Annotated in this window: 23 protein-coding genes and 1 tRNA gene; 18 read left to right on the top strand and 6 right to left on the bottom strand. The window is 56.5% G+C overall.

All coding sequences use genetic code 11. The annotated features are described in order from the left end of the window. The first annotated feature begins 18 nt into the window (after positions 1-18). Entirely contained in the window at positions 19-1,059 is a 1,041-nt protein-coding gene (purM, locus tag N3G78_01065) for a phosphoribosylformylglycinamidine cyclo-ligase (protein MCX8116504.1), read from the top strand. A gap of 20 nt (positions 1,060-1,079) precedes the next feature. Next, positions 1,080-2,489 carry a hypothetical protein gene (locus N3G78_01060; protein ID MCX8116503.1) on the top strand — a complete coding sequence of 470 codons (1,410 nt, stop codon included), beginning with the start codon at positions 1,080-1,082 and terminating at the stop codon, positions 2,487-2,489. On the opposite strand, the gene N3G78_01055 is transcribed toward N3G78_01060, so the two are convergent. From N3G78_01055 to N3G78_01035, 5 genes are all read right to left on the bottom strand, one after another. Next, on the bottom strand, positions 2,472-2,669 hold the full coding sequence (locus tag N3G78_01055; GenBank protein ID MCX8116502.1) for a hypothetical protein: 198 nt from the start codon (positions 2,667-2,669) through the stop codon (positions 2,472-2,474). The two genes, N3G78_01060 and N3G78_01055, sit on opposite strands and share 18 nt — an antisense overlap. Positions 2,670-2,714: 45 nt before the next feature. Next, entirely contained in the window at positions 2,715-3,461 is a 747-nt protein-coding gene (locus N3G78_01050; GenBank protein MCX8116501.1) for a hypothetical protein, read from the bottom strand. A 350-nt stretch (positions 3,462-3,811) separates the two neighbouring features. Next, the gene (locus N3G78_01045; GenBank protein MCX8116500.1) at positions 3,812-4,663 is read right to left on the bottom strand and encodes a sugar phosphate isomerase/epimerase; all 852 of its coding nucleotides are present in this window, start codon (positions 4,661-4,663) and stop codon (positions 3,812-3,814) included. Beyond that, the gene (locus tag N3G78_01040) at positions 4,660-6,813 is read right to left on the bottom strand and encodes a hypothetical protein (GenBank protein ID MCX8116499.1); all 2,154 of its coding nucleotides are present in this window, start codon (positions 6,811-6,813) and stop codon (positions 4,660-4,662) included. The genes N3G78_01045 and N3G78_01040 overlap by 4 nt, the downstream gene beginning before the upstream one ends. After that, positions 6,810-8,348 (bottom strand): tagaturonate epimerase family protein, encoded by a 1,539-nt coding sequence (locus tag N3G78_01035; GenBank protein MCX8116498.1) that lies wholly within the window; start codon positions 8,346-8,348, stop codon positions 6,810-6,812. The genes N3G78_01040 and N3G78_01035 overlap by 4 nt, the downstream gene beginning before the upstream one ends. A gap of 191 nt (positions 8,349-8,539) precedes the next feature. Here N3G78_01035 and N3G78_01030 point away from each other — a divergent pair, with 191 nt between their 5' ends. The 12 genes from N3G78_01030 to N3G78_00975 all read left to right on the top strand — a co-directional run bounded on the left by N3G78_01030 (position 8,540) and on the right by N3G78_00975 (position 22,005). Then, positions 8,540-10,501 carry an arginine--tRNA ligase gene (locus N3G78_01030; protein MCX8116497.1) on the top strand — a complete coding sequence of 654 codons (1,962 nt, stop codon included), beginning with the start codon at positions 8,540-8,542 and terminating at the stop codon, positions 10,499-10,501. 79 nt (positions 10,502-10,580) lie between these two features. Beyond that, entirely contained in the window at positions 10,581-11,435 is an 855-nt protein-coding gene (gene amrB, locus N3G78_01025) for an AmmeMemoRadiSam system protein B (protein MCX8116496.1), read from the top strand. A gap of 42 nt (positions 11,436-11,477) precedes the next feature. Beyond that, positions 11,478-12,326 (top strand): 3-hydroxybutyryl-CoA dehydrogenase, encoded by an 849-nt coding sequence (locus tag N3G78_01020; GenBank protein MCX8116495.1) that lies wholly within the window; start codon positions 11,478-11,480, stop codon positions 12,324-12,326. A gap of 121 nt (positions 12,327-12,447) precedes the next feature. Next, positions 12,448-13,740 carry an ABC transporter substrate-binding protein gene (locus N3G78_01015; protein MCX8116494.1) on the top strand — a complete coding sequence of 431 codons (1,293 nt, stop codon included), beginning with the start codon at positions 12,448-12,450 and terminating at the stop codon, positions 13,738-13,740. Positions 13,741-13,752: 12 nt separating this feature from the next. Next, a complete protein-coding gene (locus tag N3G78_01010; protein ID MCX8116493.1) occupies positions 13,753-14,619 on the top strand; it encodes a branched-chain amino acid ABC transporter permease in 867 nt (288 codons plus the stop codon). A 1-nt stretch (position 14,620) separates the two neighbouring features. Then, complete coding sequence (locus N3G78_01005; GenBank protein MCX8116492.1) at positions 14,621-15,634, top strand: branched-chain amino acid ABC transporter permease; 1,014 nt, start codon at positions 14,621-14,623, stop codon at positions 15,632-15,634. Beyond that, positions 15,635-16,393 (top strand): ABC transporter ATP-binding protein, encoded by a 759-nt coding sequence (locus N3G78_01000; GenBank protein ID MCX8116491.1) that lies wholly within the window; start codon positions 15,635-15,637, stop codon positions 16,391-16,393. Between the two features lie 39 nt (positions 16,394-16,432). After that, positions 16,433-17,176: an ATP-binding cassette domain-containing protein gene (locus N3G78_00995; protein MCX8116490.1), complete on the top strand. Its 744-nt coding sequence runs from the start codon at positions 16,433-16,435 to the stop codon at positions 17,174-17,176. A 12-nt stretch (positions 17,177-17,188) separates the two neighbouring features. After that, the gene (locus N3G78_00990; GenBank protein ID MCX8116489.1) at positions 17,189-18,829 is read left to right on the top strand and encodes an acyl--CoA ligase; all 1,641 of its coding nucleotides are present in this window, start codon (positions 17,189-17,191) and stop codon (positions 18,827-18,829) included. A gap of 18 nt (positions 18,830-18,847) precedes the next feature. After that, the gene (locus tag N3G78_00985; protein MCX8116488.1) at positions 18,848-20,356 is read left to right on the top strand and encodes an AMP-binding protein; all 1,509 of its coding nucleotides are present in this window, start codon (positions 18,848-18,850) and stop codon (positions 20,354-20,356) included. Between the two features lie 46 nt (positions 20,357-20,402). Continuing rightward, on the top strand, positions 20,403-21,560 hold the full coding sequence (locus N3G78_00980; GenBank protein ID MCX8116487.1) for a thiolase domain-containing protein: 1,158 nt from the start codon (positions 20,403-20,405) through the stop codon (positions 21,558-21,560). A gap of 1 nt (position 21,561) precedes the next feature. Next, complete coding sequence (locus N3G78_00975; GenBank protein ID MCX8116486.1) at positions 21,562-22,005, top strand: Zn-ribbon domain-containing OB-fold protein; 444 nt, start codon at positions 21,562-21,564, stop codon at positions 22,003-22,005. A gap of 5 nt (positions 22,006-22,010) precedes the next feature. Here N3G78_00975 and sixA read toward each other — a convergent pair whose 3' ends face one another. Then, positions 22,011-22,469, bottom strand: coding sequence for a phosphohistidine phosphatase SixA (gene sixA / locus N3G78_00970; GenBank protein ID MCX8116485.1), 459 nt, complete (start codon positions 22,467-22,469; stop codon positions 22,011-22,013). A 129-nt stretch (positions 22,470-22,598) separates the two neighbouring features. On the opposite strand from sixA, the gene N3G78_00965 reads away from it, so the two are divergent. The 4 genes from N3G78_00965 to N3G78_00950 all read left to right on the top strand — a co-directional run bounded on the left by N3G78_00965 (position 22,599) and on the right by N3G78_00950 (position 24,009). Next, a complete protein-coding gene (locus N3G78_00965; GenBank protein ID MCX8116484.1) occupies positions 22,599-22,919 on the top strand; it encodes a nucleotidyltransferase domain-containing protein in 321 nt (106 codons plus the stop codon). Next, on the top strand, positions 22,916-23,320 hold the full coding sequence (locus N3G78_00960) for a HEPN domain-containing protein (GenBank protein MCX8116483.1): 405 nt from the start codon (positions 22,916-22,918) through the stop codon (positions 23,318-23,320). Before N3G78_00965 ends, N3G78_00960 begins: the two co-directional genes overlap by 4 nt. Before the next feature lie 205 nt (positions 23,321-23,525). After that, positions 23,526-23,602 (top strand) — tRNA-Arg (locus N3G78_00955). Positions 23,603-23,640: 38 nt separating this feature from the next. Next, positions 23,641-24,009, top strand: a complete 369-nt coding sequence (locus N3G78_00950) for a hypothetical protein (protein ID MCX8116482.1) — start codon at positions 23,641-23,643, stop codon at positions 24,007-24,009. Positions 24,010-24,012 lie beyond the last annotated feature (3 nt).

Raw genomic sequence — 24,012 nt, 5'->3', positions numbered from 1 at the left:
AGGGGAGAGGAGACGGAGATGGATTCCTTTACGTACAAAGATTCGGGCGTGGATATCGAGAGGGGGGAAGCCTTTGTCAGGGCCATTCAAGGCATGGTCGAATCGACTTTCCGGCCTGGGGTCCTGACGAAGGTCGGGGGTTTTGCCGGGTGCGTCTCCCTCGACCTTTCCTCCTTTAAACGGCCCGTCTTGGTCTCTTCCACCGATGGCGTCGGAACGAAGTTAAAGATTGCCTTTCTGATGGACCGACATGATACCGTGGGCATCGATTTGGTGGCCATGTGTGTCAATGACATCGTCGTCTGTGGCGCCAAGCCCCTCTTCCTTCTCGACTACCTGGCCACCTCGAAGCTCGATCCGGAGAAGGCGGTCCAGGTGGTCGGCGGCATCGTGCGGGGATGCCGGGAAGCGGAATGCTCCCTTATCGGTGGCGAGACCGCAGAGATGCCTGGATTTTATCAGGAGGGAGAATATGACCTGGCGGGGTTTACCGTAGGTATCGCCGAAGCCGACCGTCTGATCGATGGATCGAGAGTGACCGCAGAAGACCAGTTGATCGGCATCGCCTCGAGCGGTCTCCATAGCAACGGCTACTCTCTGGTGAGGAAAATCCTTCTGGAACATCACCGTATGGATCTCCGCCAAAGAGTGGACGAAATCGGAGAGGTATTGGGGGTGGAACTGCTCCGGCCCACCCGGATCTATGTCAAGACGATTCTAAATCTCGTTGACACCTTTGAGGTGTCGGGGATAGCCCACATCACCGGGGGAGGGATCACGGGAAATCTGCCGAGGATCCTCCCCCCTGGATATAAGGCGATCGTGCGAAAGGGGGCATGGGAAGTTCCGCCCATCTTCCCCTTTCTGAAGGCGATGGGAAAAATCGAAGAGGAGGAGATGTTTCGGACCTTCAACAACGGAATCGGGATGGTTCTCGTCGTCCCCCGGGATGAGGCCGATAAGATTCTGGGAAGACTTCGCGCCTTAGGGGAAAAGGCCTTTCTGATCGGAGAGATCGTGAAAGCGGATCCAGGAGAACCTCCCATTGAATATGTCTAATCCTTGCCTTTGGGGTGTTCATGATTTCACCCGGGACCGACTTCGATGTCATCTTCTTGGGCGACGGGTTGAGCGGTCTGATTGCCGCAAGCCTCCTCGCCAAGGAGGGAAGGAAGATTGTCTTGCTCAAAGAGAGACGATACCGTCCCTACTACGAGAGGGAGGGATACCGGTTCGTTTTTTTTTCTACCCCCTTGGACGAAACCATTCCCATAGACCTGTTAAGGAAAATCCCCTTCCCCGAGCAAGGACCCGGGTATCGAGAGGCAGGGGCGGGGCTGAAGAGATCCGTCGCGTTTCAGGTCCTTTTACCCGAGGCCCGAATCGACCTATATCGGGATCGTACCCTTTTGCGAAAGGAATGGCAGAGAGAATTCCCCAAGGAGCTCGGTCCAATCGAGGCTTTCTATGAAGCCTTAGAGCGGAGAAGGCAGGATCCGTTCCCCTTTGCCCCTCCTTCCTTTTTCAACAGGGCCTTCCCATTGGATCGATTCCTCAGGGCAAGGAGGGTCGACGATTGCCTCCCTCCTCTTTCGAAGGAATTTGAAACCGTCCTTCAACTCCAGGCCCTCTCGCGGAGCTATCTGTATTTGGATTCTTATCCGCTCCCCCTCCTTGCCCGCCTGATCGAATATGGAGAGACGGGACCAAGGGTCCAGGTGGATCTCGGCCGAGTGGAGCGAGGTCTCCTTCACACCCTTCTCCACAACGGAGGCCTCATCCAGGAGACCGATGAGGTCGAAAGGGTGGAGGTGAGGTGGCGAGGGGAGGTAAGGGTCTACCTGAAAGAAGGAAGGGGTCCCCTCCAGTGCCAACGTTTCGTCATCAATACTCCTCCCCATTCCTTCTCAAACCTATTTGGGAAGAAGAGAGACTTCCTTTTCAAGTGGAGGGGAAGGATTCGGCCCCGCTACAAAGTCATTCCCTTTTGCGCGGGCATTCGTAAAAGGGTGGTTCCCGTTGGCATGGGAGGCCAGCTCGTCTCCCTACTTGACCCGGAAAAACCTCTCGAGGGAGGAAACCTCCTCTTCCTCCGCTTGGGCCGGCTGGGAGAGGAGGCCTCAGCCCCTGAAGGGAAAATTGGCCTCACCGCCGAAGCCCTGATGCCTTTCGATGAGAGCGGGAGGAGGCCGATTTCCGAACTCGAGACAGGGGTGATCGCTCATTTGAACCGTCTCTTTCCCTTCCTTGAGGATTCTTTGGAGTTTATCGACCGTCGGTGGATCGAAGAGCAGGGCGATTGCTGGTCCTATCCTCATTATATCTACGGAAAGCCCTCCCATTTCCGATGGTGGGAAGGGATCGTGCCGATCAAGATCTCAAGGAGCGTCTATGTTTCAGGGAGGGTGAACTATCCCCAATTAGGGATGGAAGGGGAATTCCTCAGTGGGATTCATGTGGCCGAGGAGCTCTCAAAAAGCTTTCGTTGACCGAGAGGAGGTCTTCTGATCGGCCTGGGCGAAGGTGGACTCGTCCTCTTCAAAATCATCGCCAAACATCTCAAAGAGTTTAGCAAGGGATCGGGGTTTATCTTCCTCATAGACGTAGATGTCCCTGGCCATCATTTCCGACCACCTTTCAAAACTGATATGGTTGTCAAAATCCTTCATCGAGGCCAACTCCTTTCTCCTTACCGCGGGAAGGGGGTTCCCTCCTTATTCTTTTCTCTCTATCTTCTTCAACCGGTCTTGGGGTGACAAAAATTGAAAGACATTTCGCCTTTCTATCGGTAAGACGATGGAGATGATCGTCATCCTTTTTTCCGGGTCCCATTGGGACTCCATCGTCCCCCGGTTCTTCTCGAGGGTCCTTTTCACCAGTTGGAGGAAGATATCCATTCGCTTTTCTTGGTCCTCTGGGGATAGTGGAGGAAGAAGGTCAATGCTCTCTCTGGTCACGTTCAGTTGGGTAAAAACGATGAGCACCTCAATATATTTTTGATTTTTCTGTAAAAGCGCCTTCTGCTGACCGGTCCAATCCTCGGGATCGATCGATCGGGTCATGATGCCGATCCTTCCTCTCTCGGTGATGGAGAAGAGAAGGTACTGAAAGATCGAGTTGAAGATGAACCTCAGCTGCTCATCGGTCAGGGTGGTCTCGGGCAATTCAGGGTCGAACTGCTTCCGAATGATCTTAATCTGTTTGCCCTCCAGTTCTTGCTGGTTTTCCGACAGAATTTCTTCGATCAATTTCCGAATCGTATCCGATTTTTTGACCGGCGTGTTCACGTTGACGTAGTCACAGAAACAGTCGAGGAGGGAGATCGTCTTTTCGATGTCATCCGAGACGACCCGATAGAAGTATTCGCCCAGTTCAGGGTTCTTGAAATTCTCCCGGGAGTAGAAGGCCAGGGTTTTCATGGCAGCAAGGCTTCCCCGGACGCGATCGATCAATTCGAGCATTAGGGGAAAGAGGTGATTGTTTTGAACTTCCAGGGTGGGGCCTCTCTCTTGGGATGGGGGTGTTTTGGGATCCGGCGGGACAGGGAACGGCTCAGGTTTCGGCTTAATCCTGGGAAGTTCATGGGATTCATGGACTTCGGCCAGGTCTTTGACCATTTCTTCCATATTTTTTGGCGTAATCCTCATTTTCGAAACACCTAAGTGGGCCCTAATAAGAAATGCAAATTTTATACCATCAATGAATGATTCTTAAACTTCTTAAAACTATTGGTATTTTAAAAAAATAAGCCATCCAAGAGGGAATAAATTTGTCATGGAAGATGCCAAATGTTCATTCTTTTGGCAGGCGATTAACCCTCGGTCAGGGCTTCCAATATCCCTTTGAGGTATCCAAGGCTTCGGCTGGCAATGGTCTGGGGATCGTGGTCGAAGTTGAAGACCTCGACCGAGAGGTATCCTTTGTATCCCTTCTGGAGGAGGAGTCTCAATAGGGGCAGAAATCGGATGGCTCCGAAACCAGGACCCAGGCCATTGGCATCATTGACATGGATGTGGCGGAGGTATCCCGATTCGATACTCCTTCGGAGGGCCTCGGTCAGGGAACGTTCGGTCGAGGCCGCGCTCCGGCAGTCGAAGACGATCTTGAAATTGGGGTGCCGGAGCTCCCTCACGAACCGGAGGGCGTCCTCGATGGTATTGATGAAGTTGGTCTGCTGCGGGGAGAGGGGTTCAAGACAGTAGAAGACGTTCCGCTGTCGGGCGGTTTTGAGAACGACGCGAAAGGTTTCGGCCGCATAATCCCAGGAATCCTTTATATTCCACCCTGGTTGGATCGTCCTCTGGTGGGGGGATCCGTGGACCAGGACCTTGCCGCCGATGTCGGCGCAGAAGTGGATGAGGGCCTCCATGTACTCCTGGGTTCGAATCCGGATGAACTCATCCGGATGGTTGATGTAAAGGCCTTCGGGCTTGACCAACAGCCAATGAAGGCCGACGATCTCGACGCCATTCTCTTCGGCCGCACGCCGGATGGCATTCCTTCGCTTGGGAGAGATCTCGGTGACCGAATCGGCAAGGGTGAAGGGAGAGATCTCCACGCCGTCGTACCCCGTCTTTGAGGCGTATTCGAAGACCTTTTCGATGGGCCATCCCTGAAAGAGTTCGTTGCAGATGGCAATCTTGAACGGAACCTTTCGACTCATCGTTTTCCTTTCCTCTTGCATCGACCACCTTCCCGGCCCGCCCCTTTGACGAGGCAGGAGACCTCCTCTTTAAATGTATCATAGGCCTTTTTGAATTCAAAGAGGGTTTTGACGACCGGTCCAAAGGTCGGCCATTCCGAAGGGTCGAGCCCGCCGAGGCCGAAGTCTCCGCAGAGGCCAGCCTCTTCGAAGACCTTCGCCAGTTCCCGGTTAAGTTCGAAGGCCTTTCTGAAGTCTTCGATCCGACTGAGCTCATCGAGGATGCCGGCCGGCATGTTGTCCGCGATAGACTCCCGGTATTCCATCAGGTCGACATGGGGGTCTTCGGCCATCCTTCTCACGTTCTCCTGATGGTCCGGAAATTCCGTATGGACGAGATTCCGGGAGGAGAGGGTCCAGAGGGTGTCGAAGGGTTTCCTTTTCGAAGCAGGGAGATAATAAATCCGATCCATGATCTGCCGGGCCTGGTTTTGGGTGAGGCCTTTCTTCTTGGACAGATAGGCGATCCAGCGTTCCCGATTCTGTTCCGAAAAGAAGATGAACCAGACCCTTCTGGCCACCAGCGTGCCTGCCGTTGCGATGGCCTCCTCGAGGGATCGGAGGGTCTCTTTGGTTGCGATCGGTGCGAGGGCCTCATAGATGGGATCGTCGATCGTCCTCTGTCCGTTTGCATACCGGGTGGCGGCGATCACCTTCTCTTCGTAGGTCCTCCCTTGAGCCACTTTTTCCTTCGTCCCATTGGCCTCGGAGAGTTTCAGGACCCTCCGAAGGGCCTCCTCTTCGCCCACGGCCTCTTTTAAATCGCGGAAGAGCTCCTCCAGTTTGATCTCTCTCAGGTGGCTCTCGAGCCGTCCGCCCATATTGGTCACATAGACCTGGGTGGGTTGGATCCCCTTTTTAAGGGCCTCGGCCATCCCCTCCATCTCCTCGAGGAGGAGGGTGGCCTCCTGGCTTACGCTGAAATCGACCGTAATGTTGGATCCAAAGCCAAAGGCGTTGATCATGCGAGTGATCGCCCGGGCGGCCCCGGTGGTGGCAGCCACCTTGATGACCAGATTGGGCCTCCCTTTCCAGCCGTCTATCCGGTACCCCGCCAGAAGGTATTGATCGTAGAGGGCCAATCTTTCGGAGGCGAGGGAGAATGCCTTGAAGACATCCCTCAAGCTCTCCTCGACCTGGTGGGCAACGTTGGGATTGAGCTGGAAACTGACCACCCCGCCTCCGGAGGTCTCGCGAAGATTGAAGAAGAGGGGACGGAAGACGTAGAGGTTTTCCCAGAGGCAGAGGAGGGTGGCGTAGAGAGCGATGTCCTCTCCGTAACGGCGAGGTTGGGACAACCAGCGCCTTCCCTCCGGACAACCTCTCACCTCCGCCAACAGGAGGTCGGTCAGGCCCGGTTCGTCTTGATAGGCCCTGGCGGCGAGCACAGGATTGGTGGAGACCTGCTCAAATCCCAAATGCCTAAGCCATCTCAGACCGAGGGCGTAGTCATTGCCGAACCTGCAGAGCCCGTTGTTGACCATCTGGTAATAAGGGTTTTGCTGGATTTCCCTCTGCGCCAGGGTCAAGAGTTGACGGAAGAGGGGACCGTTCCAGTCGATCTTCTCTTCCATTCGGGAGGCGGTTTTCGCCACCATGCTACCGCCCCTCTGAACCCTCTTCATTTTAAGAAGCCATTGGTGGATCACCGCCTTGGCGACCGAGACCGAACCCTCCTCCCTCTCCAAGTCTTCCCAGGCTCCCAACGTGTTGAGAATGAATCCGACCGATTCCGTTTTTTCCCTTTCGTCGAGCCAGCGACTTTCCAGGCCGAAGAAGTTCAAGGCCATCTCAAGGAGGACTTCATAGGCATGCTGCCTGAAATGGACCTTTTGTTTTAGGGTCTTTTGGGTCTCCCGGGGAGAGAGTTTTGACTGGTAGAAGAGAAGGTTCAGTTTTTGGATGAGGCCTCCTACGGTTTCGGACAACCTTCCGTTGATCTCCGGGAAGAGGAGGTGATCCGCGGCCAGGGCCGTTTGTCCCCTCTGGATGAGGGCAAGGAGATGAGCGACGTGGTCGTCCGGAATGGGCGGGCTTTCACGGAACGAGAGATTTTGGGGTCGATCCGATTGAAGGATTTCTTGGAGATTCTCCTGGGTCAATGCCTTCATCCCGTTTCTCTCCTTTCGGCCCCGAGGTGGAAGAGATGATTTCCGATGTGCTCCTCGAGGAGCGAGGCATAGGCTTCCTCATCTTGAAAGGTTCTCTGATAGATGCGGTCCCGTAGTTGACTCTTTAACAGGAGGCCGTAGGTGATGTGGAAAAGTTGTCTCAAGGGAGGATGATCGAGGAGAAAAGGGAGGTCCGAATCGGCCAGGCTATCCGGATGCGGAAGGTCCGGTAGCTCGGGAGTCGAGGGATATTGGCTTGAGGCCCCTGGGAAGCCGGATAGGGCGTTCAGGTACATCTCCCTGAAGAGGGAGGGATCCCTCTGGCTGATGAGCCGAACCGCCTCGAGCCAGCTCGTCCCTGAGGTCTTGAGATGGAACCTTCCCTGGGTGGTTTGACCGAGGATGGGCAAGATCGAAAACTTATCGCTTCCGGAGTGGAGAGAGAGTTTATAGGTCCCATAATGCTGACTGATGAGATGGTGTTGGTAGAGGAGATCTCTGAAAGCGGAGAGGTCTCCAAGATAATCGATCCCTTTTTGGAAGTCCCCGACAAGGCGGGGGGCGAAGGAGCTTATCCGAACCCCCCGATGGTGGAGGGCGACGACCAGGAAGAGGTGGGCAGCCGGAGAGGTTGTCAGGGGCGATTCATCGATGGACCATTCGAGGTCGATGAGAGGTCTTTTCCCGGTGTGTCGCTCAATCAGTTGGTAGGCCTCTTCGGTGAAATGGAGGGCTGGATGAAAATAGAGGGCATAACGTTTCACCTCTTCTTCTGAGAACCGGATGGAGAGATCGCCGCGCTCTCCGCTGAATCGAAACTCTTTGTCGAGGAAGAGGTGGAAGAGCACGTCTGCATCGCCAGGGTCGATCACCTCCTTGAACCTTCGCTCGATGATCCTCGTGGGAAGCGAGAGGGTCTCGATGGCCAGCAAGTCTGTGGGATCGAGGGTGATCATGGTGATGCCCGACCTCAAGGCCTGTTTCACCTCGTCAAGCGATTTCAGATGGTCGGCATCCGCGCCATAGCCCTCTTCATAACCCTCCTGAAAGACCGACCAGGCCGCATCGGCGATCACCGCTTCGAATGTCCTTCCGGTTTGGCCATTTTCGCGACTCGATTGCTGGGCCAAAACGGGCCGGACGTTAAATTTTCGGATCGCCCGGATATGGCCTGGCGTGGCCAAACCGAGACGGTCTCCCGTTCCGATGGTGGCCTTCGCCCCAAGAACAGGGACAGGCCGGGTAAAAGGGAAGAGCTCCATCAGGACGGGGACATTTTCGAGGGATTGCTCGCAGATCTTCACCGAGGGGGAGTCTTCGAAGACCTCTCCCACGAAGGGGTCCTTTCGGAGGTCCTCCTTCTTTCCAAAGACGAGGAGTTTCTTCCCGCGCCCTGTTCGGATCATTCCGTAAAGGAGGCCTTTTCGAGCCCGAAACGAGTCGGGATAGATTCTTTGGACCTCGAGGGGTAAGGTCTGAAGAATCCTGGGGAGGGTCTCGATGGTGGGGGGGCCGTGGAGATCAAGGAAGCCCATCTTTCATGACCTCGGGTCCATCTGGTCGTTTAAAGGTTCTTGCGAAGGGTTTCGGTCGTTTGCGATCCAATCGATTATATCTTTCTGTTTCTCGGTCTGTCAATTTTTGAGGCGGTTTAAGGCCCGGTTCCTGCTTGACTTTTTCATCGATCCTTCACCATAATTGGTCAACGCGATGGAGGGGTCAGAGGATGATCAAAGAGGAGGTTGGAGAGATCCTTAAGAGGGTGACCGGCTTGAGAGAGGTTCCCCTCAATGTTCCGCCCCAGAAGGAGATGGGAGACTACTCGAGTGCCATCTGCCTTCTCCTCGCTAAAGAAAGGCGACGCCCTCCGATGGAGATCGCCAAAGAACTGGCCGAGGCCCTCAAGCCCCACCTCCCCCCTTATCTCCGTGAGGTGAGCATCACCCCACCGGGTTATATCAATTTCAAGGTCGATTGGTCCGCGGTTGCCGGTCATCTTCTCCCACAAATCTTTGAGAAGGCCGATCGGTACGGTCGGCCTTCCCCGGTCGAATCCGCAAAGGTCTTCATCGAACACACGAGCGTCAATCCCAACAAGGCGATGCATATCGGCCACCTCCGGAATGCGGTTCTGGGCGACACCGTAGCCCGAGTTTTAAGGTGGCTCGGTTTCGAGACCGAGGTCTGTAATTATATCGACGATACCGGGGTACAGGTGGTCGATGTGGTCACAGCCCTGCTCTATCTCGACCCCCCTTGGTTCAAGCCTGAGGATCCCGATTTCACCCCGATATGGGAAAAGGTCCCGAAGGATCAGCCCCTCGACTATTTCTGCTGGGACCTCTATGCTCGGTTTCAGGGGGAGATGGAGAGGAACCCCCTGTTGAGGGAAAGACGGCAAGAGGTGCTCCATCAGATCGAGGGAGGGAGACCCCCCGTTTCCGTCTTTGCCAAGGATCTTGCCACACGGATTGTCCAGTCCCATCTTGAAACCGTCGGGAAACTCTCCATCTTTTATGATCTTCTCAACTGGGAATCGGACATCCTCCGCCAGGGGTTCTGGGAGGCGACCTTCGGGCTTCTCAAGGAGAAAGGGGCCCTTCGTTATGAAACCGAAGGACCTAATCAGGGATGCTGGGTCGTTCCTTTCGGCGGGATCGTCGAGACGAACGATGGTCCTAAGAGCCTCGACAAGATCCTGGTGCGCTCCAACGGGAGCGTCACCTACACGGGAAAGGACATCGCCTATCAGCTCTGGAAGTTCGGTCTGCTCGAAAAAGATTTCCTGTACAAAAAATGGGCAATCCAGGCCAATGGAGAGGAGCTCTGGACGACGGCGCCCGATGGGGTCCCGGGGGATCGGCTCCCGAAACGGTTTGGACGGGCCGAGCGGGTCATCAACGTGATCGACGTACGGCAGAGTTATCCCCAGGAGGTGGTCATCGAGTGCCTTCGCCAGATGGGCTTCCATCGAGAGGCGGAACGGTCGGTCCATCTGGCCTACGAGGTGGTCAACCTCTCCGCCCAAGCCGCAAGGCTCTTGGGAGTTGAAGAGGTGGAGGAGAAGAAGTCCGTTGCCATGTCGGGTCGCTCCGGGATGGGCGTGAAGGCCAAGGATTTCATCGAGATGGTGAAGAAGAAGGTGTGGGAGAAGGCGGATCATCCCCTCGAGCCGACGGTTGCCGAAGCCCTCGCCTCCGCCGCCATCCGGTACTACCTGATTAAATTCACCCTCGAGAGCCAGATCGTCTTCGATTTTGAGGAGGCTCTGAAGACGACAGGCGACACCGGGATCTATCTCGAGTATGCCCACGCCAGGGCCTGCAGCATCCTGAGGAAGGCCGAGGAGAGGGGCATCGATGTCGATGGGAAGGAAAGGCCAATCCCTCCTTCTCTGACCGAGACGGAGAGAAATCTGGTGGAGGTGTTATCGATCTTTCCTTCGGTCGTCCATCGAACGGGCCGGACCCTCAGGGTCTCGAATCTGGCGGAATATGCCTTCGACCTCGCCACCGCCTTTACGAATTTTTATGAACATCCCGATCCAGGGGCTGAAATCCAGACCCCTTTCATCCATCTTCAGGACCAAAATCTCCGGGCCTTCCGTCTCTCCTTGGTGAAGGCCTTCCAGATTGTGATGGCCAATACCCTCCGGCTCCTGGGTATGCCAACATTGGAGAGGATTTAGGGACCCAATCCGAGGGATAAGTCACAAGACGTTCTTTTCAAACGGTTCGGGGGACCGTGCCTAAAGCAAGGGGGTTTCGATGAACATCCGGAGGAGAAATTTACCGAGGGGTTGGTATCCGGTTGAAAAGAGGGAATGCCAGAGGGAGATCGAATCGTTTTTGGAAGGATGGTCGCCTCCTTCTGGATTGAAAGGTCTGAAGGGAGGGATGGTCCCCCACGCCGGCTGGTATTTTTCAGGGAAGTTGGCCGCGAGGGTCTTCCATCTCCTCAAACAGTCCGCGGGGAAGGTCGATCTCATCGTCCTCTACGGAGGTCATCTCGGCCCGGATGACCTTCCAAGGATGGTGATGGAGAACCAGTGGGAGACGCCCTTCGGTCCGATGGAGATCGACACGGAGGTATCGAAGGAGCTTGGCCGGAGGATCGATCTGAAGCCGGAGAGCCCTGCAAGCGGCGACAACACCCTCGAGATTCATCTTCCGATGCTCCGGTACTTCTTCCCCAACTCAAAACTTCTGACCATCCGGTCGCCCTCCTCCCTCCAAGCGATCGCCCTGGGGGAGGAGGTTGGGAGGATATCGAAGCAAAAGGGGTTAAGCCTCCTGGCCGTCGGCTCGACAGACCTTACCCATTATGGCCCCAATTATGGGTTTGTGAGCCGGGGAACCGGTCCTTCAGCCCTTCGGTGGGTGAGGGAGGAGAACGATCGGAAGTTCATCGATTTCGCCTTGAAGATGGACGCCGAAGGACTGATCGCACATGCCAACGAGCAGGACAGCGCCTGCAGCGCAGGCGCAGCGGCCTCTGCCATCGCCACGTGCAAATATCTGGGTTCCGTTAAGGGACGGCTGATCGATTATTACACCAGTTATGACATCCTGCCAGACGAGAGCTTCGTCGGGTACGCAGGAATTGTCTATGAGGGAGGGTAAGAAATTGTTGGGGGATCTCAGGAAAGGGGGGTGACCATGGAAATCAAAAAGATATGCGTGTTGGGTGCGGGGCTGATGGGATCGGGGATCGCCCAGGTCTGTGCAGAGGCCGGTTTTGAGGTCTCGATGAGGGATATCGAGGCCCGGTTTGTTCAAAAGGGCCTCGAGCAGATCAGGAAGAACCTCGAAAGGGCCCAAAGCAAAGGCAAGATGACCACCGGGCAAGCCGAGGCCCTCCTGTCCAGGATCAACGGGACCCTCGACCTCGTGGAGGCGGTCAAGAGGGCAGAGGTGGTGATCGAGGCGGTGGTCGAAAATATGGATCTCAAGAAGGAGGTCTACAAGGAACTCGATCAGCTTTGTGCCCAAGAGACGATCCTGGCCTCCAACACCTCGGGACTTTCCATCACCGAGATCGCCTCAGTGACCCGTAGGCCCGAGAAGGTGATTGGAATGCACTTCTTCAATCCTGTCCCGGCCATGAAGCTGGTGGAGATCATTAAAGGACAGGCCACCTCCGAGGAGACCTATCAGGTGATAAAAAGCCTGGCCGAGAGGTTGGGGAAGACCCCCATCTTGGTCAACGAGGCGCCGGGGTTTGTCGTAAACCGGATCTTCGTCCCCATGATCAACGAAGCGATCTTCGTTCTTCAAGAGGGGATTGCCTCTGCAGAGGACATCGACCGGGCCATGGTACTCGGCGTGAATCACCCCATGGGACCCCTGGCCTTGGCGGACTTGATCGGACTCGACACCCTTCTGATGGTTCAGGAGAATCTCTACCAGGAGCTGGGCGATTCGAAGTATCGGCCCTGTCCCCTTCTTCGAAAGATGGTCCGGGCAGGCCTTCTCGGCCGAAAGACCGGGAGAGGATTTTACAACTACACCTGATATTGACAAGTCCTTCTTAAATTGGTAAAAGATGCTCCACCGTCCACGAGAAGGTGGGAGGGGGTTAAAGGGGATCTCGGATCCCCAATCGAACCAATCATTTCAAAGGAGGTGGGAGGAGATGAAAAATGTGCTTTTTCGAAAGGGTTTTTGTGCTTTTGCGCTCGGCCTTCTTTCCATTCTGTTTTTCTATTCAACGGCCCTCGGACAGGGAAAGCCGATCGTCCTCGGGATGCCATCGTCCTTTTTCCAGCCGCTCGTCAAGTCCGCCAAACTTGCGGTCGAGATGGCCATTGATGAGATCAACAGTGCAGGGGGCATTCCCATCAAGGATGAAAAGGTGAAGCGGCCACTGAAGTTGGTGACCGCGGATACGAGATGTGGCGAGCCGGGCACCCCTGTCCATTCCGCCCTGATGGCCGTGGACAAGCTGATCACCGACGAGAAACCCGATGCCTTAATCGTGGCCCCCTTCCGGTCCGAGGCGATGGTGGCCACTATGGACCTCATCGCCAAGTACAAGATGATCACGTTACAGACGATCGCCCAGACCCCCCGGTTGATCGAGATCTATAAGGGAGACCCGGAGAAATATAAATACTGGTTCCGGGCCACGACCAACTCGATCTATGTGGGGACGACCGCGGCTATGACGATCGACGCCCTTCGAAAACAGTTCGGCCACGACAAGATCTTTGCCATCGTCCAGGACACCCTCTGGGCGAAGGCCACGGCCGAGACCCTGAAGACCCGACTGGAGGGGATGGGATGGAAGATGACCGGGATGGAGCTCGTCCCCGTGGGCACCAATGATTTTTCACCCATCCTGGGCAAGGCGAGGGGGTCAGGGGCCCAGATGCTCTATGTGGTGGGGGATATGCCCACCCTTCCGGTCTGCTTCAAGCAGTGGAAGTCGATGAGGATCCCCACCATGCTCTTCCTCGATTTCGCCGTGGTCACCTCGCCGAAAGCCTGGGCAACCTATGGAGAAGACCTCGATTACGTCATCGTCCTGCCCTTCCCAGGTGGCACTGCCGCACCGGTGAAGGCCTTGCCCCAGTCAGCCTATTTTCATAAGAAATGGGCAGATCGAAAGTATCCTGCCATGGACGATCCTCGAGTCGTCTCCTCCGCCTATGACGCGGTCTACATCCTGAAGGAGGCCATCGAACGGGCAGGGTTTGTCCCCTCGAAGGATCCGGATAAATTTGTCGCGGCGGTGGAGGCAACCGACATGATGGGCATTTCAGGCAGGATCCGATTCGACAAGGCCACCCACAATCAGATCTTCGATGGAAATCCGAAGGAGGCTTCCATCATCGTGGCCTACCAGTGGAGGGCGGGCAAGATGGTTCCGGTCTTTCCGGAGCTCGTCGCCGAGGCCAAGATCGAGCTGGCTCCTTGGATGAAGTGACGATCCGAGAAGATGGAAATTTTCATCTACGGCATCACCAACAGCGTCACCCTGGCCCTGATGGCCATCGGGTTCAGCCTCACCTTTGGCATCAGCGGCGTGCCCAACTTTGCCCACGGCGCCTTCTATCTCTTAGGGGGGATTCTCACCTGGGTCTTTCTCAACCAGGTGGGACTCCCCTATCTCCTTTCCGCCCTCCTCTCCATCCTCCTCGTGGGGTTTCTCGGCTTTCTCCTCTACTGGGGGTTGTTGCTCCGTCTGAGAGGGTTGGCCATCAACGAGGTGATCGCGACCCTGGCCGCGGCCATCGTCATCATCGAGGTGATGAGGTATTTGGGATTTTCAGGGTTCACCTACGTCCTACCGGAGTTTGTGAAAGGGAGCGTCCAGATCGGCCGGGTCTGGCTCGATTACCAGAGGATCTTCCTCGTGGGCATCGGCATCGCCCTCCTCCTCTTCCTCTATCTCTTCACCCACCGGACCCGGATCGGCCTCTCCTTCAGGGCGATCGCCCAGAACGAGCGGACGGCCATCTCCCTCGGGATCGATTCGGACTGGACCGGAGCCCTCAGCCTCGCCTTCGGCTCGGCCCTGGCCGTGGTGGCCGGGCTCGCCATCCTCCCCCTGGGTTCGATCGACACAGAGGTGGGATACGACATCCTCATCTATGCCCTGGCCGTGGGGATTGTAGGCGGGCTGGAGAGCGTCCCTGGGATCGTGGTTGCCAGTTTCATCCTCGGCTTCTGTCAGATTTTGGTGGCGACCTTCTTCAAGGCCCAATGGCTGACGGTCGTCACCTTGGGGGCCATCGTCATCATCCTCGCGGTGAAGCCTTCCGGTCTCTTCGGAAAGTATAAAGAATTAGAGGAGAGGGTCTGAGATGGCGGAAGCGGTCCGATATCGGAGGGAGCGAATCGATCGGGGGATCAAGGCGAGGACGGATACGATCTATGTCCTCGCCTCGCTCCGGGATATGACCTATCTGTTTCTCCCCCGCCTCCTGCCGGTCCTCCTTCTGCTCGTCCTTCCTCTTCTGGTGAAGGGAGGGTACTGGGAGAAGGTCTTCTTCTACTCTTGCATGTTTGCCCTTCTGGCTTTGAGCTGGGATTTGATGGCCTCCGTGGGACTGGTCTCATTGGGCCAGGCGCTCTTCTTTGGGGTGGGGGCCTATATTAGCGGAGGGTTGAACCATTATTTCAAGATGAGCCTCCTTTTGACCATCCCAGTGGCCACCCTCGGAGGGGCCCTCCTTTGCACCCTCCTGCTCGTCTCGGTCCTGAGGTTGAGGGGCGTCTACTTCTCCATGGTGACCCTGATTCTGCCCCTCCTCTTTGCCCACCTCATCGAGACCCTCGATATCTTGGGGGGGACCCATGGACTGCTCTCCCTGACCCCTTTTCCGGGAAGCCTCTTCGCCATGTATTTAGGGGCCATTGGTGTCATCTTGTGCCTCTTCGGGTTCCGCAAACTGATCAACGAAGATTACGGGATGGTCCTGAGGGGCATCCGGGAGGATGACCGGGTGGTGATGGCCGGGGGGATCAACATCTACTGGTACAAGGCATCGGCCATCTTCATTGCCGGACTGGTGGGTTGTTTTGCGGGGGCCCTGATGACCCACTACTACCAGTTTGTCGGTCGGTCGGTCTTCGCCCTCGATTATACGGTCCTTCCCTTGGCGAGTGCGGTCTTGGGAGGACCGGGGAGCTTTGCCGGGGCCACCCTGGGGACATTCATCTTGGTCCCCCTTTCAGAGGCCCTCCGAGCCTTGGGAGGGTTGAGGATGGCCCTTTATGGGGCCATCTTGATCGCCGCACTCGTTCTCATCCCCGAGGGGCTCTTCCACTATATCGAGAGGAAGTATCACCAGTTTGAGAGGGATGTGAGGGTATAGATGCAGGACGATCTCCTCTTGAAGGTTGAAAACCTGACCAAGAACTTCGGCGGCGTGGTGGCCGTTGAGGACGTCAGTTTCACCTTGAAGAGGGGCGAATTCTTGGGGATCATCGGCCCCAACGGATCGGGGAAGACCACCTTGATCAACCTCATCACCGGATTCGTAAAGCCGACCTCCGGTCGGGTAATCTTCAAAGGGGTCGATATCACGGGGAAGGCCCCCTACCGGATCGCCAATCTCGGGATCTCGAGGAGCTTCCAGATGGTTCGGGCCTTTCATAAACTTGCGGCCTTCAAGAACCTCATCGTCCCCCTTTACTCCCCGAGGGTGAAGAGGCTGGGAGGCGGGAGGTACGGAGAAAGGGACGATGTGGCGATCGACCTCCTCGATGACCTCGGCTTCGAACGGGACTCCGCCGTTCCTTACAAGACCGCTGGAAGCCTTCCCCACGGCTATCTGAAACGGCTCGACCTTGCCCGATGCCTGGCCCTTCGTCCGGAGCTGTTGATCCTCGATGAACTCTTCTCAGGGATGGCCATGTCCGAGGTGGCGGCCACCCTTCCCTTGATCGAAAAATTCAACAGGGAAGGACTGACCATTGTGATGGTCGAGCATCGACTCAAAGAACTTTTCAGGGTGGCCAACCGGGTGATCGTTCTCAACTTCGGCCGGAAGATCGCGGACGGCCCTCCGGCAGAGGCCATGGAGTGTGAGGAGGTCCAAAAGGCCTATCTCGGCACTGAAGTGGAAGGGTGAGGGGAGAGAGAAGATCCTTTTCGGGTGACCATGGAGAGGATGCTCGAAGTCAAAAACCTGATGGTCTTTTTTGAAAATGCCCTGGCCTTGAACGACCTGAGCCTCGAGGTCTTCCGGGGCGAGATCGTCAGCGCCTTGGGATCGAACAGCGCGGGCAAGACGACCCTCATGAATACGATCTCCGGCCTGATCATCGACATGAAGGTGAAGGAGGAACGAAAGGGCGGGGAGAGGATCACCCTCATGGGCGAGGTCTGGTTCGAAGGGGAGGAGATCCTCTCGACCAAACCGAGCCTGCGAATCCGCAAGGGGATCGCCCTGAGCCGGGAGCGTCACCCGATCTTTCCGGACAGCGATGTCGAGGAGAATCTGAGGATCAGCACCTACCTGAGGAAGGACAAGGAGATTCAGAAGACCTATGATTTCGTCTATCAGATCTTTCCGCCCCTGAAGGCCCTCAGGAAGAGGAAGGCGGGATTCTGCAGCGGAGGCGAACAGCAGATGCTGGCCATCGGCATGGCCCTGATGACCCGGCCCAAACTGTTGCTCCTCGACGAACCCCTGTTGGGCCTCAGCCCGGCCATGCAGAAGAGTCTGATCCAGGCGATCAAGCAGATCCGGCAGGAGGGGATCACCGTGCTCGTGGCCGAACAGTTCGCCAGGCCCCTGCTTCCCATCGTGGACCGCGGTTACATCATCGAAAACGGGATGCTCACCCTCCAAGGGACAGGTCAGGAATTGCGGGAAAACCCCGAGGTGAGATCCTCCTTCATGGGGGCATGAGGAGCGATGCCGATGGAGGACGGGATGGCCCATACTACTTATGGGGCTTTCGAAGAGGTGGTCAGACGATCCCCCGACCGGACCGCCCTCATTTTCCTTGGAGAGCGATACACCTTCTCCAAACTTCAGGACATGGTCGCCCATCTGGCGGCTGGCCTATACGAGCTGGGCGTGAAGAGGGAGGAGAAGGTCATCGTCTATCTTTACAACCTCCCCCAGACGATCCTCGCATGGCTCGCCCTTCAGCGGTTGGAGGCCATCCCTGTCATGGTCGCGCCCGTCTATACCGCTTATGACATTCGATATATGGCCAACGATGTGGGGGCCGAGATCATCTTCTGCATGGATACGAACCTGAGCTACGTCATCGATGTCCTGGACGAGACCCCCATCCGAAAGGTCATCTACACCAATATGGTCGAACTTCTGCCCGCCTGGAAGCGGTTTTTCGGACGAGGGTTCGGCAGGGTTCCGAAAGGGAAGATCCCGAAGGGCGAGGCCTTCATTTCTTTTCGTGATTTGATGAAAAGGGGACTGCTCGCTTCTCTTCCGGCTTACGAAGGGAGGCCGGAACAGACCGCGGTGATGCTCTATACAGGAGGGACCACCGGGTTTCCAAAAGGGGTCCCCCTCTCTGCCGGGCTCTTTCTTTATCGAATCCGTGAATGGGCCAGGGCCGCGGAGGCGGTGGTGCCCTTGGGACAGGGAGTCTCCCTTCTGGCCGCGCCCCTCTACCATGTCATCGGCCAGATGGACGGGTTCACTCCCCTCCTGGTCACCGGTGAGCCGCTCATCGTCATGCCGAGGGTGGTCCTCGATGCCCTCTTCGACCATATCGAACGATACCGGGCGACACGGATGTTTGCCGTCCCTGCCCTGTACCGGATGATCTTAGAGCACGATCGGCTGGACTATTACGACCTGAGTTCCCTGAAGTACTGCGGCACGGGAGGGGATGTGCTTCCGACCGAGGTGGCCAACCGTTGGTACAAGCGGTTCGGGATCCCCCTCTATCAGGGTTACGGAGCCACCGAACTCTGTGGGGCCATCTCCCTCAGCTATGCCAGCGACGGGGTGCCACCTGAAGGGGCGGCAGGGAAGATTTCGCCGGGAAGCAAGTATCGTTTGGTCGATCCCGACACCCTGGAGCCTGTCCCTCCTGGCGAGCCCGGAGAATTGCTGGCCACCTCGCCCTATGCGGTCCGCTCCTACTGGAACAAACCCCAGGAGACCGCTCAGTGCTTCATCGAAATCGAGGGGGAGGTCTGGTATCGAACGAAAGACATCGTGGAGGTCGACCCGGACCGTTGGCTCTATTTTAGGGATCGGTCGGTCGATCTCATCAAACACAAGGGCTATCGGATCGCGGCGGCCGAGGTCGAACGGGTCCTTCAGGAACATCCCGCCGTGATCGCCGCCAGCGTGGTGGGGGTCCCCGACGAGAAGGTGGGCGAACGGATCAAGGCCTTTGTCGTCCTCAAAGAGGATATCAAAGGGGTGAGCGGATACGAGCTGATCAAGTGGTGCAAGGAGAAACTGGCTCCTTACAAGGTTCCTCAATATATCGAATTCCGGGACATGCTCCCGAAGTCGAAGGTGGGCAAGTTCTTGAGAAGGGAACTGAGAGAGGAAGAGCGAAGAAAAATCGTTTAGGAGGGGGGCAAGGAGATGATGCTTCGAAGTTTCACCGTCTACAATATTTTTAAGAGGAATGCGAAGCTCTTTAAGAACCAGGTGGCCCTTCAGTCCGGCGCCGAGAAGGTGACCTATGGGGCGCTCTTCGACCAGGCCAATGCGGTGGCAGGAGGGCTGAAGGCCAGGGGCATCAAGAAAGGCGACCGGATCGGGATCTTGGCCAAAAATCATGCCCACTTCTTTCCGCTGATGGGAGCGGCAGCCTCCGCAGGAGCGATCCTGGTCCCGATCAACTTCCGGCTTTCGGCCGAAGAGGTCAAGTATAACCTGACGAACACGGAACCCGTGATGATCGTCGTCGATTCCGATTTTCAAAAGATGATCGACGAACTTCGACCCTCCTGCCCCTTTTTGAGAGAGTTCGTGACCTTCGAAAGCGGGGCAGAGGGGTACACCCCCTTCCAGAGCCTCCTCCAAGCCGAACCTGCGGAACCTGCGGAAGTGGGAGGGGACGATCCCTTCCTCATCATCCATACCGCCGCGGTCTTGGGGAAACCCAGGGGCGCGGTCTTGAGCCACCACAATCTGATCGCCCTGACGATGCAGAATATCGCCATCATGGGCCTCACCCGGGAGGATTCCTACCTCCATATCCTCCCCCTCTTTCACATCGCAGGCCTTTTCGGAGCCCTGGTCATCCTGCATGTGGGCGGAAGGAATGTGATGATGTCGAAGTTCGATGCGAAGGTGGCCGGCCAGATGATCGATCAGGAGAAGATCACGATGATCGGAGATTTTCCGCCCATCCTCCTCCAGCTCCTCGATGAACAAGCCAAAGGAGAATGCTCCCTCTCCACGTTGAAGCACGTCTTCGGGATCGACCTTCAGGAGACGATCAAACGATTCGAAAAGCTCGGCCATGGCCAGTTCTGGCTGGTCTATGGGCAGACCGAGACGATGGGCTTGACGAGCGTCTGTTCCAATCTCGAAAAGGCCGGCTGTGCGGGCAAGCCCGGTCCCCTGGCCGACATCAAGATCGTGGACGAATTTGACAAAGAGGTGGAGACGGGGAAGGTGGGCGAGATCGTGGTTCGGGGTCCCCTGGTCTTCCTCGGATACTGGGGCGAAGAGGAGTTGAACCGGCACACCTTCCGGGAGGGATGGCACCATACGGGAGATGCGGGCCGGTTCGATGAGGATGGATACCTCTGGTTTGCAGGGAGGAAGGCCGAGAAGGAGCTGATCAAGCCCGGGGGGGAAAATGTCTATCCCGTGGAGGTCGAAAAGACGATCCTCGAACATCCGGCCGTGGCGGAGGTTTCGGTCATCGGCGTCCCCGATCCGAAGTTCGGCGAGGGGATCAAGGCGGTCTGCGTTTTGAAACCCGGGGCCAGCCTGACCGCCCAGGAGTTGATCGATTTTGTAGGTGGGAGAATTGCCCGCTATAAAAAACCGGGATACGTTCAGTTCGTGGAGGCCCTGCCCAAAAGGGAGGACGGGTCGATCGATCGGCCGAAGGTGAAGGAGTTATACGGGAAGCCTTAGACGTGACGCCATTAATAAAAAGGGGAACGGAAAGGATGGGGATGCGATGAGAAAGGTGGCGGTGGTCGGGATCGGACACGGAAAGTTCGGGGTGAGGTCGGATGCCTCTCTCCGGGAGATGGTCTTCGAGGCGGTCAAGGCCTGCCTCGAGGATGCGAAACTCTCTCTGAAAGACGTGGACAGCATGGTGACCGGGGTGGCCTGCGATGAATTCTCTTTCGGGATTCAACCCTCCGCTCAAGTCCACGACTATATCGGTTTTCATCACAAACCCAATTATCGGGTCGAGGCCGCCTGTGCGACCGGCAGTGCCGCCCTGAGAACCGGGTGGTTGCACATTGCCTCGGGGCTTGCCGACATCGTCCTTGTGGTGGGAGTCGAGAAGATGACCGAGGTGCCGACGAGCATGGCCACGGAGATCATGGGCCGCGCGGGAGATGCCATCTGGGAGTATCCCTTCGGGACGACCTTCCCGGGCTATTATGCCATGATCGCCAACGCCCATATGGCAGAGTATGGAACGACCGAGGAACAGCTGGCGGCCGTGGCGGTCAAGAACCATTATTACGGAAGCCTCAACCCCTATGCCCACATGCAGAAGGAGATCACCCTCGAAAAGGCCCTCACCTCTTTCACCGTGGCCTATCCCCTCAAGCTCTATGACTGTAGCTTGATCACCGACGGGGCAGCGGCCCTGATCCTTGCGTCGGAGGAGAAGGCAAAGTCGATCTCTGAGAAGCCAGTTTGGGTGGTTGGCCTCGGATGCGGCACTGACACCATGAGGATAGGGGATCGGAAGAGCCTGACCTCCCTCCAGGCAACGCGGGAGGCTGCAAGGGTCGCCTACAAGATGGCGGGCGTGGGGCCTTCGGAGATCGACGTCGCCACGGTCCATGACTGCTTCACGATCGCCGAAATCGTCGCTTACGAGGACCTGGGCTTCTGCGAGAAGGGCGAGGGAGGGAAGCTGATCGAGGCCAAAGAGACCTACCTCGGCGGCCGCATCCCGGTTAACGTCGATGGGGGCTTGAAGGCCAAAGGCCATCCGCTCGGCGCCACGGGGGTCTCGATGGCGATCGAGATCACGAAGCAGTTGAGGGGGGAGGCCGGGCCGAGGCAGGTGAAGGATGCGGAGATCGGCCTCACCCACAACGTGGGCGGATCCGGACAGGTCTCGTTCGTCCACATCTTCAGGAGGCAGTGAGATGGAGTTCAAGGACTTCTCCCTTTTTATCAACCAGACCAAGGTGGGCCGGTTCGCCAGCGATCTTGCCGCAGGAAGGATCATGTCCACCTTGTGCAAGCGATGCGGAAGGCGGTTCTATCCTCCCCAGGCCGATTGTCCCTCCTGCATGGAGAGCGAGATGGAGTGGAGGGAGATCGGGGCCGAGGGGAGATTGCTTACGTTCACGAGGATCCATGTCCCGCCGGAGCACTTCGCTGTCCGACAGCCCCTCATGCCCTTTTCGAGTGTCCAGTTCGAACCCTGTCCGATCGGCCTCCTTCAGGTGGAGAACGGCTTGACCTTGATGGGCTGGATCCCGAAGGTGGATGTGAAGAAGCTCAGGGTGGGGATGAAGATGAAGGCCTCCCCCTTCACCCTGCCCGACGGAAAGGTGACGATCGTCCTCGAACCCCTCGAGGCCTGAACCTCTCAGGGGATCATTTCCGGGCTGAGGACCCAGCGGATCGCCCATCCCTGATCCTCCTTCTGTTCGAGACAGACGATCGCCCCGTAACGGAAGAGGATGACCCTGGCCTTTTCGTTCCCACAGATGAGGAAGGAGGCGAGGTGATCGAGGAAGGGGAGGTGGCCAACGATCATAAGATCCCTCCTCTCCCTCGAGATCCTTTCGACCCAGGGCTGGATGGGATCGTTGGGATTGAGGCCTTCTTCCTGCTTGAGGGGGAGATTCAAGGCCTCACCCAAGATTTCCGCCGTCTGCCTGGCCCGTCGTTTTCCACTGTGATAGACCACCGCTGGGAGGACCCCCATAAGTTTGGCCACCCTTGAGACGCGCTGGATTTCGTCTCTTCCGAAGTCCGTAAGGGATCGCTCCGGATCCTCCCTTTCAGGCCTCGCCTCTCCGTGTTGAACGAGGTAGAGTTTCATCCCATCACCTCCCCTGTTCGATTATCATAGAAATCCCGTTCTTGTTGTCAACCCCTTCCTGATCCTATCCGGAGGATATTCCTTGTCAGCCTTCCCCGCTTCCATTATAATGTCCCAGGGCGTGAAAAGATGGATCTCGACCGGACGATCCTGATAGAATTTAAAGAGACCCTGAAAAAGCGATACGGCGATCAAATCCTCAAGGTCATCCTCTTCGGTTCGCAGGCGAGGGGCGATTTCGAGGAGGAGTCGGATATCGATTTAGCCGTAATCGTCCGTCAATGGTCTCCAGAATTGAGGGACGAAATTTACGATGTGGCTGCGGCCTGGGAGTTAAAACATGAAAGGGTGCTATCGGTCCTTCTAATGTCGGAGGGGGACTTCGTCCGTCTGAAGGAAAGGGAACGGAGGATCGCCCTCGACATCGAGAGAGAGGGAGTCCCTCTGTGATCGAGAGGAATAAGAAAGTTAACATCGAAGAAGATATGGGCCAAGCCAGGGAGGCTCAGAGAGCCGCAGATCTTCTCTTCGCCAACGGCTTCATTAAGGATGCGATTTCAAAACTCTATTATGTTCTCCTCTATCATGTCCGGGGACTGCTTCTGACAAAAGGGCTCGAACCCAGGAGCCATGAAGGGGCGCTTCGCCTATTCAGCCTCCATTTTGTTAAGACTGGGGTTTTTGGGGCAGAGGATGCCCACACTTATTCGAAGCTTATGAAATATCGAGAGGAGGCCGACTACAATCTTTCGTATCTTTTCACGAAAGAGGACTTCCTTCGTCTTAAAAACGAAGCCGAAACATTGGTTCTCAAAATAACGGCTCACCTAAGGGATAAAGGATACCTATAGGTTTTTATAACCCCTTTGAGGGAATTTCCCGGACCCCATGGGGCCACGGTTTCCTAAACAGGTCAAAGGGGTAGCCAAAAATTTTCCCCTGAGGATGAAACCCAGGCCCTGTCTTCGACCAAAACCCCGATAGGGTGCGGATCAGAACGAAGACCTCTCGGAGGATTGACAGGCCCTTCGGAAATTGTTAAAGAATATTTCAGGTGGGCGATTAGCTCAGCTGGATAGAGCGTTGGTCTCCGGAACCAAAGGCCGTGGGTTCGACTCCCGCATCGCCCACCATCATTTTTGAGCCCGCTCGAAGAAGGGAAGGGGTTCTAATGAGAAAACGGATCGTCCGCCCCTCGCTTCTCTTTCCTCTCGTCCTCCTTTGGGTGACCTCGTCCCTTATTTCCGCCTTTCAAACCGCACCGAGGGCCTTCCCCCTTGGAATCGCCTGGGCGCAGGAGGAAGAAAAAGAGCCTCAGGATTCCCATTATGTCCAGCTGATGAAGCAGCTGAAGATCAAAGTCGACGGCTGGCTCAAGGAGATCAACGAACGGATCGAGAGCGAAGAGGTCACCCGCTTCGAGGTCCGATTTCTGGAGATTCTGAGATCCCTTCTCGAGTGGATCGGGGAGAAGATCGAAGGCCAGATCGAATCGGGAAAGAAGAAGGCTCCAAAGAAGATGAAGGGGGAGGATGTTTAACGG

The organism is Thermodesulfobacteriota bacterium, from assembly GCA_026415035.1.
Taxonomy (GTDB): domain Bacteria; phylum Desulfobacterota; class BSN033; order BSN033; family UBA1163; genus RBG-16-49-23.
Note: the sequence above shows the minus strand (reverse complement) of the source record. Positions and strands in the feature narration are given on the sequence as shown.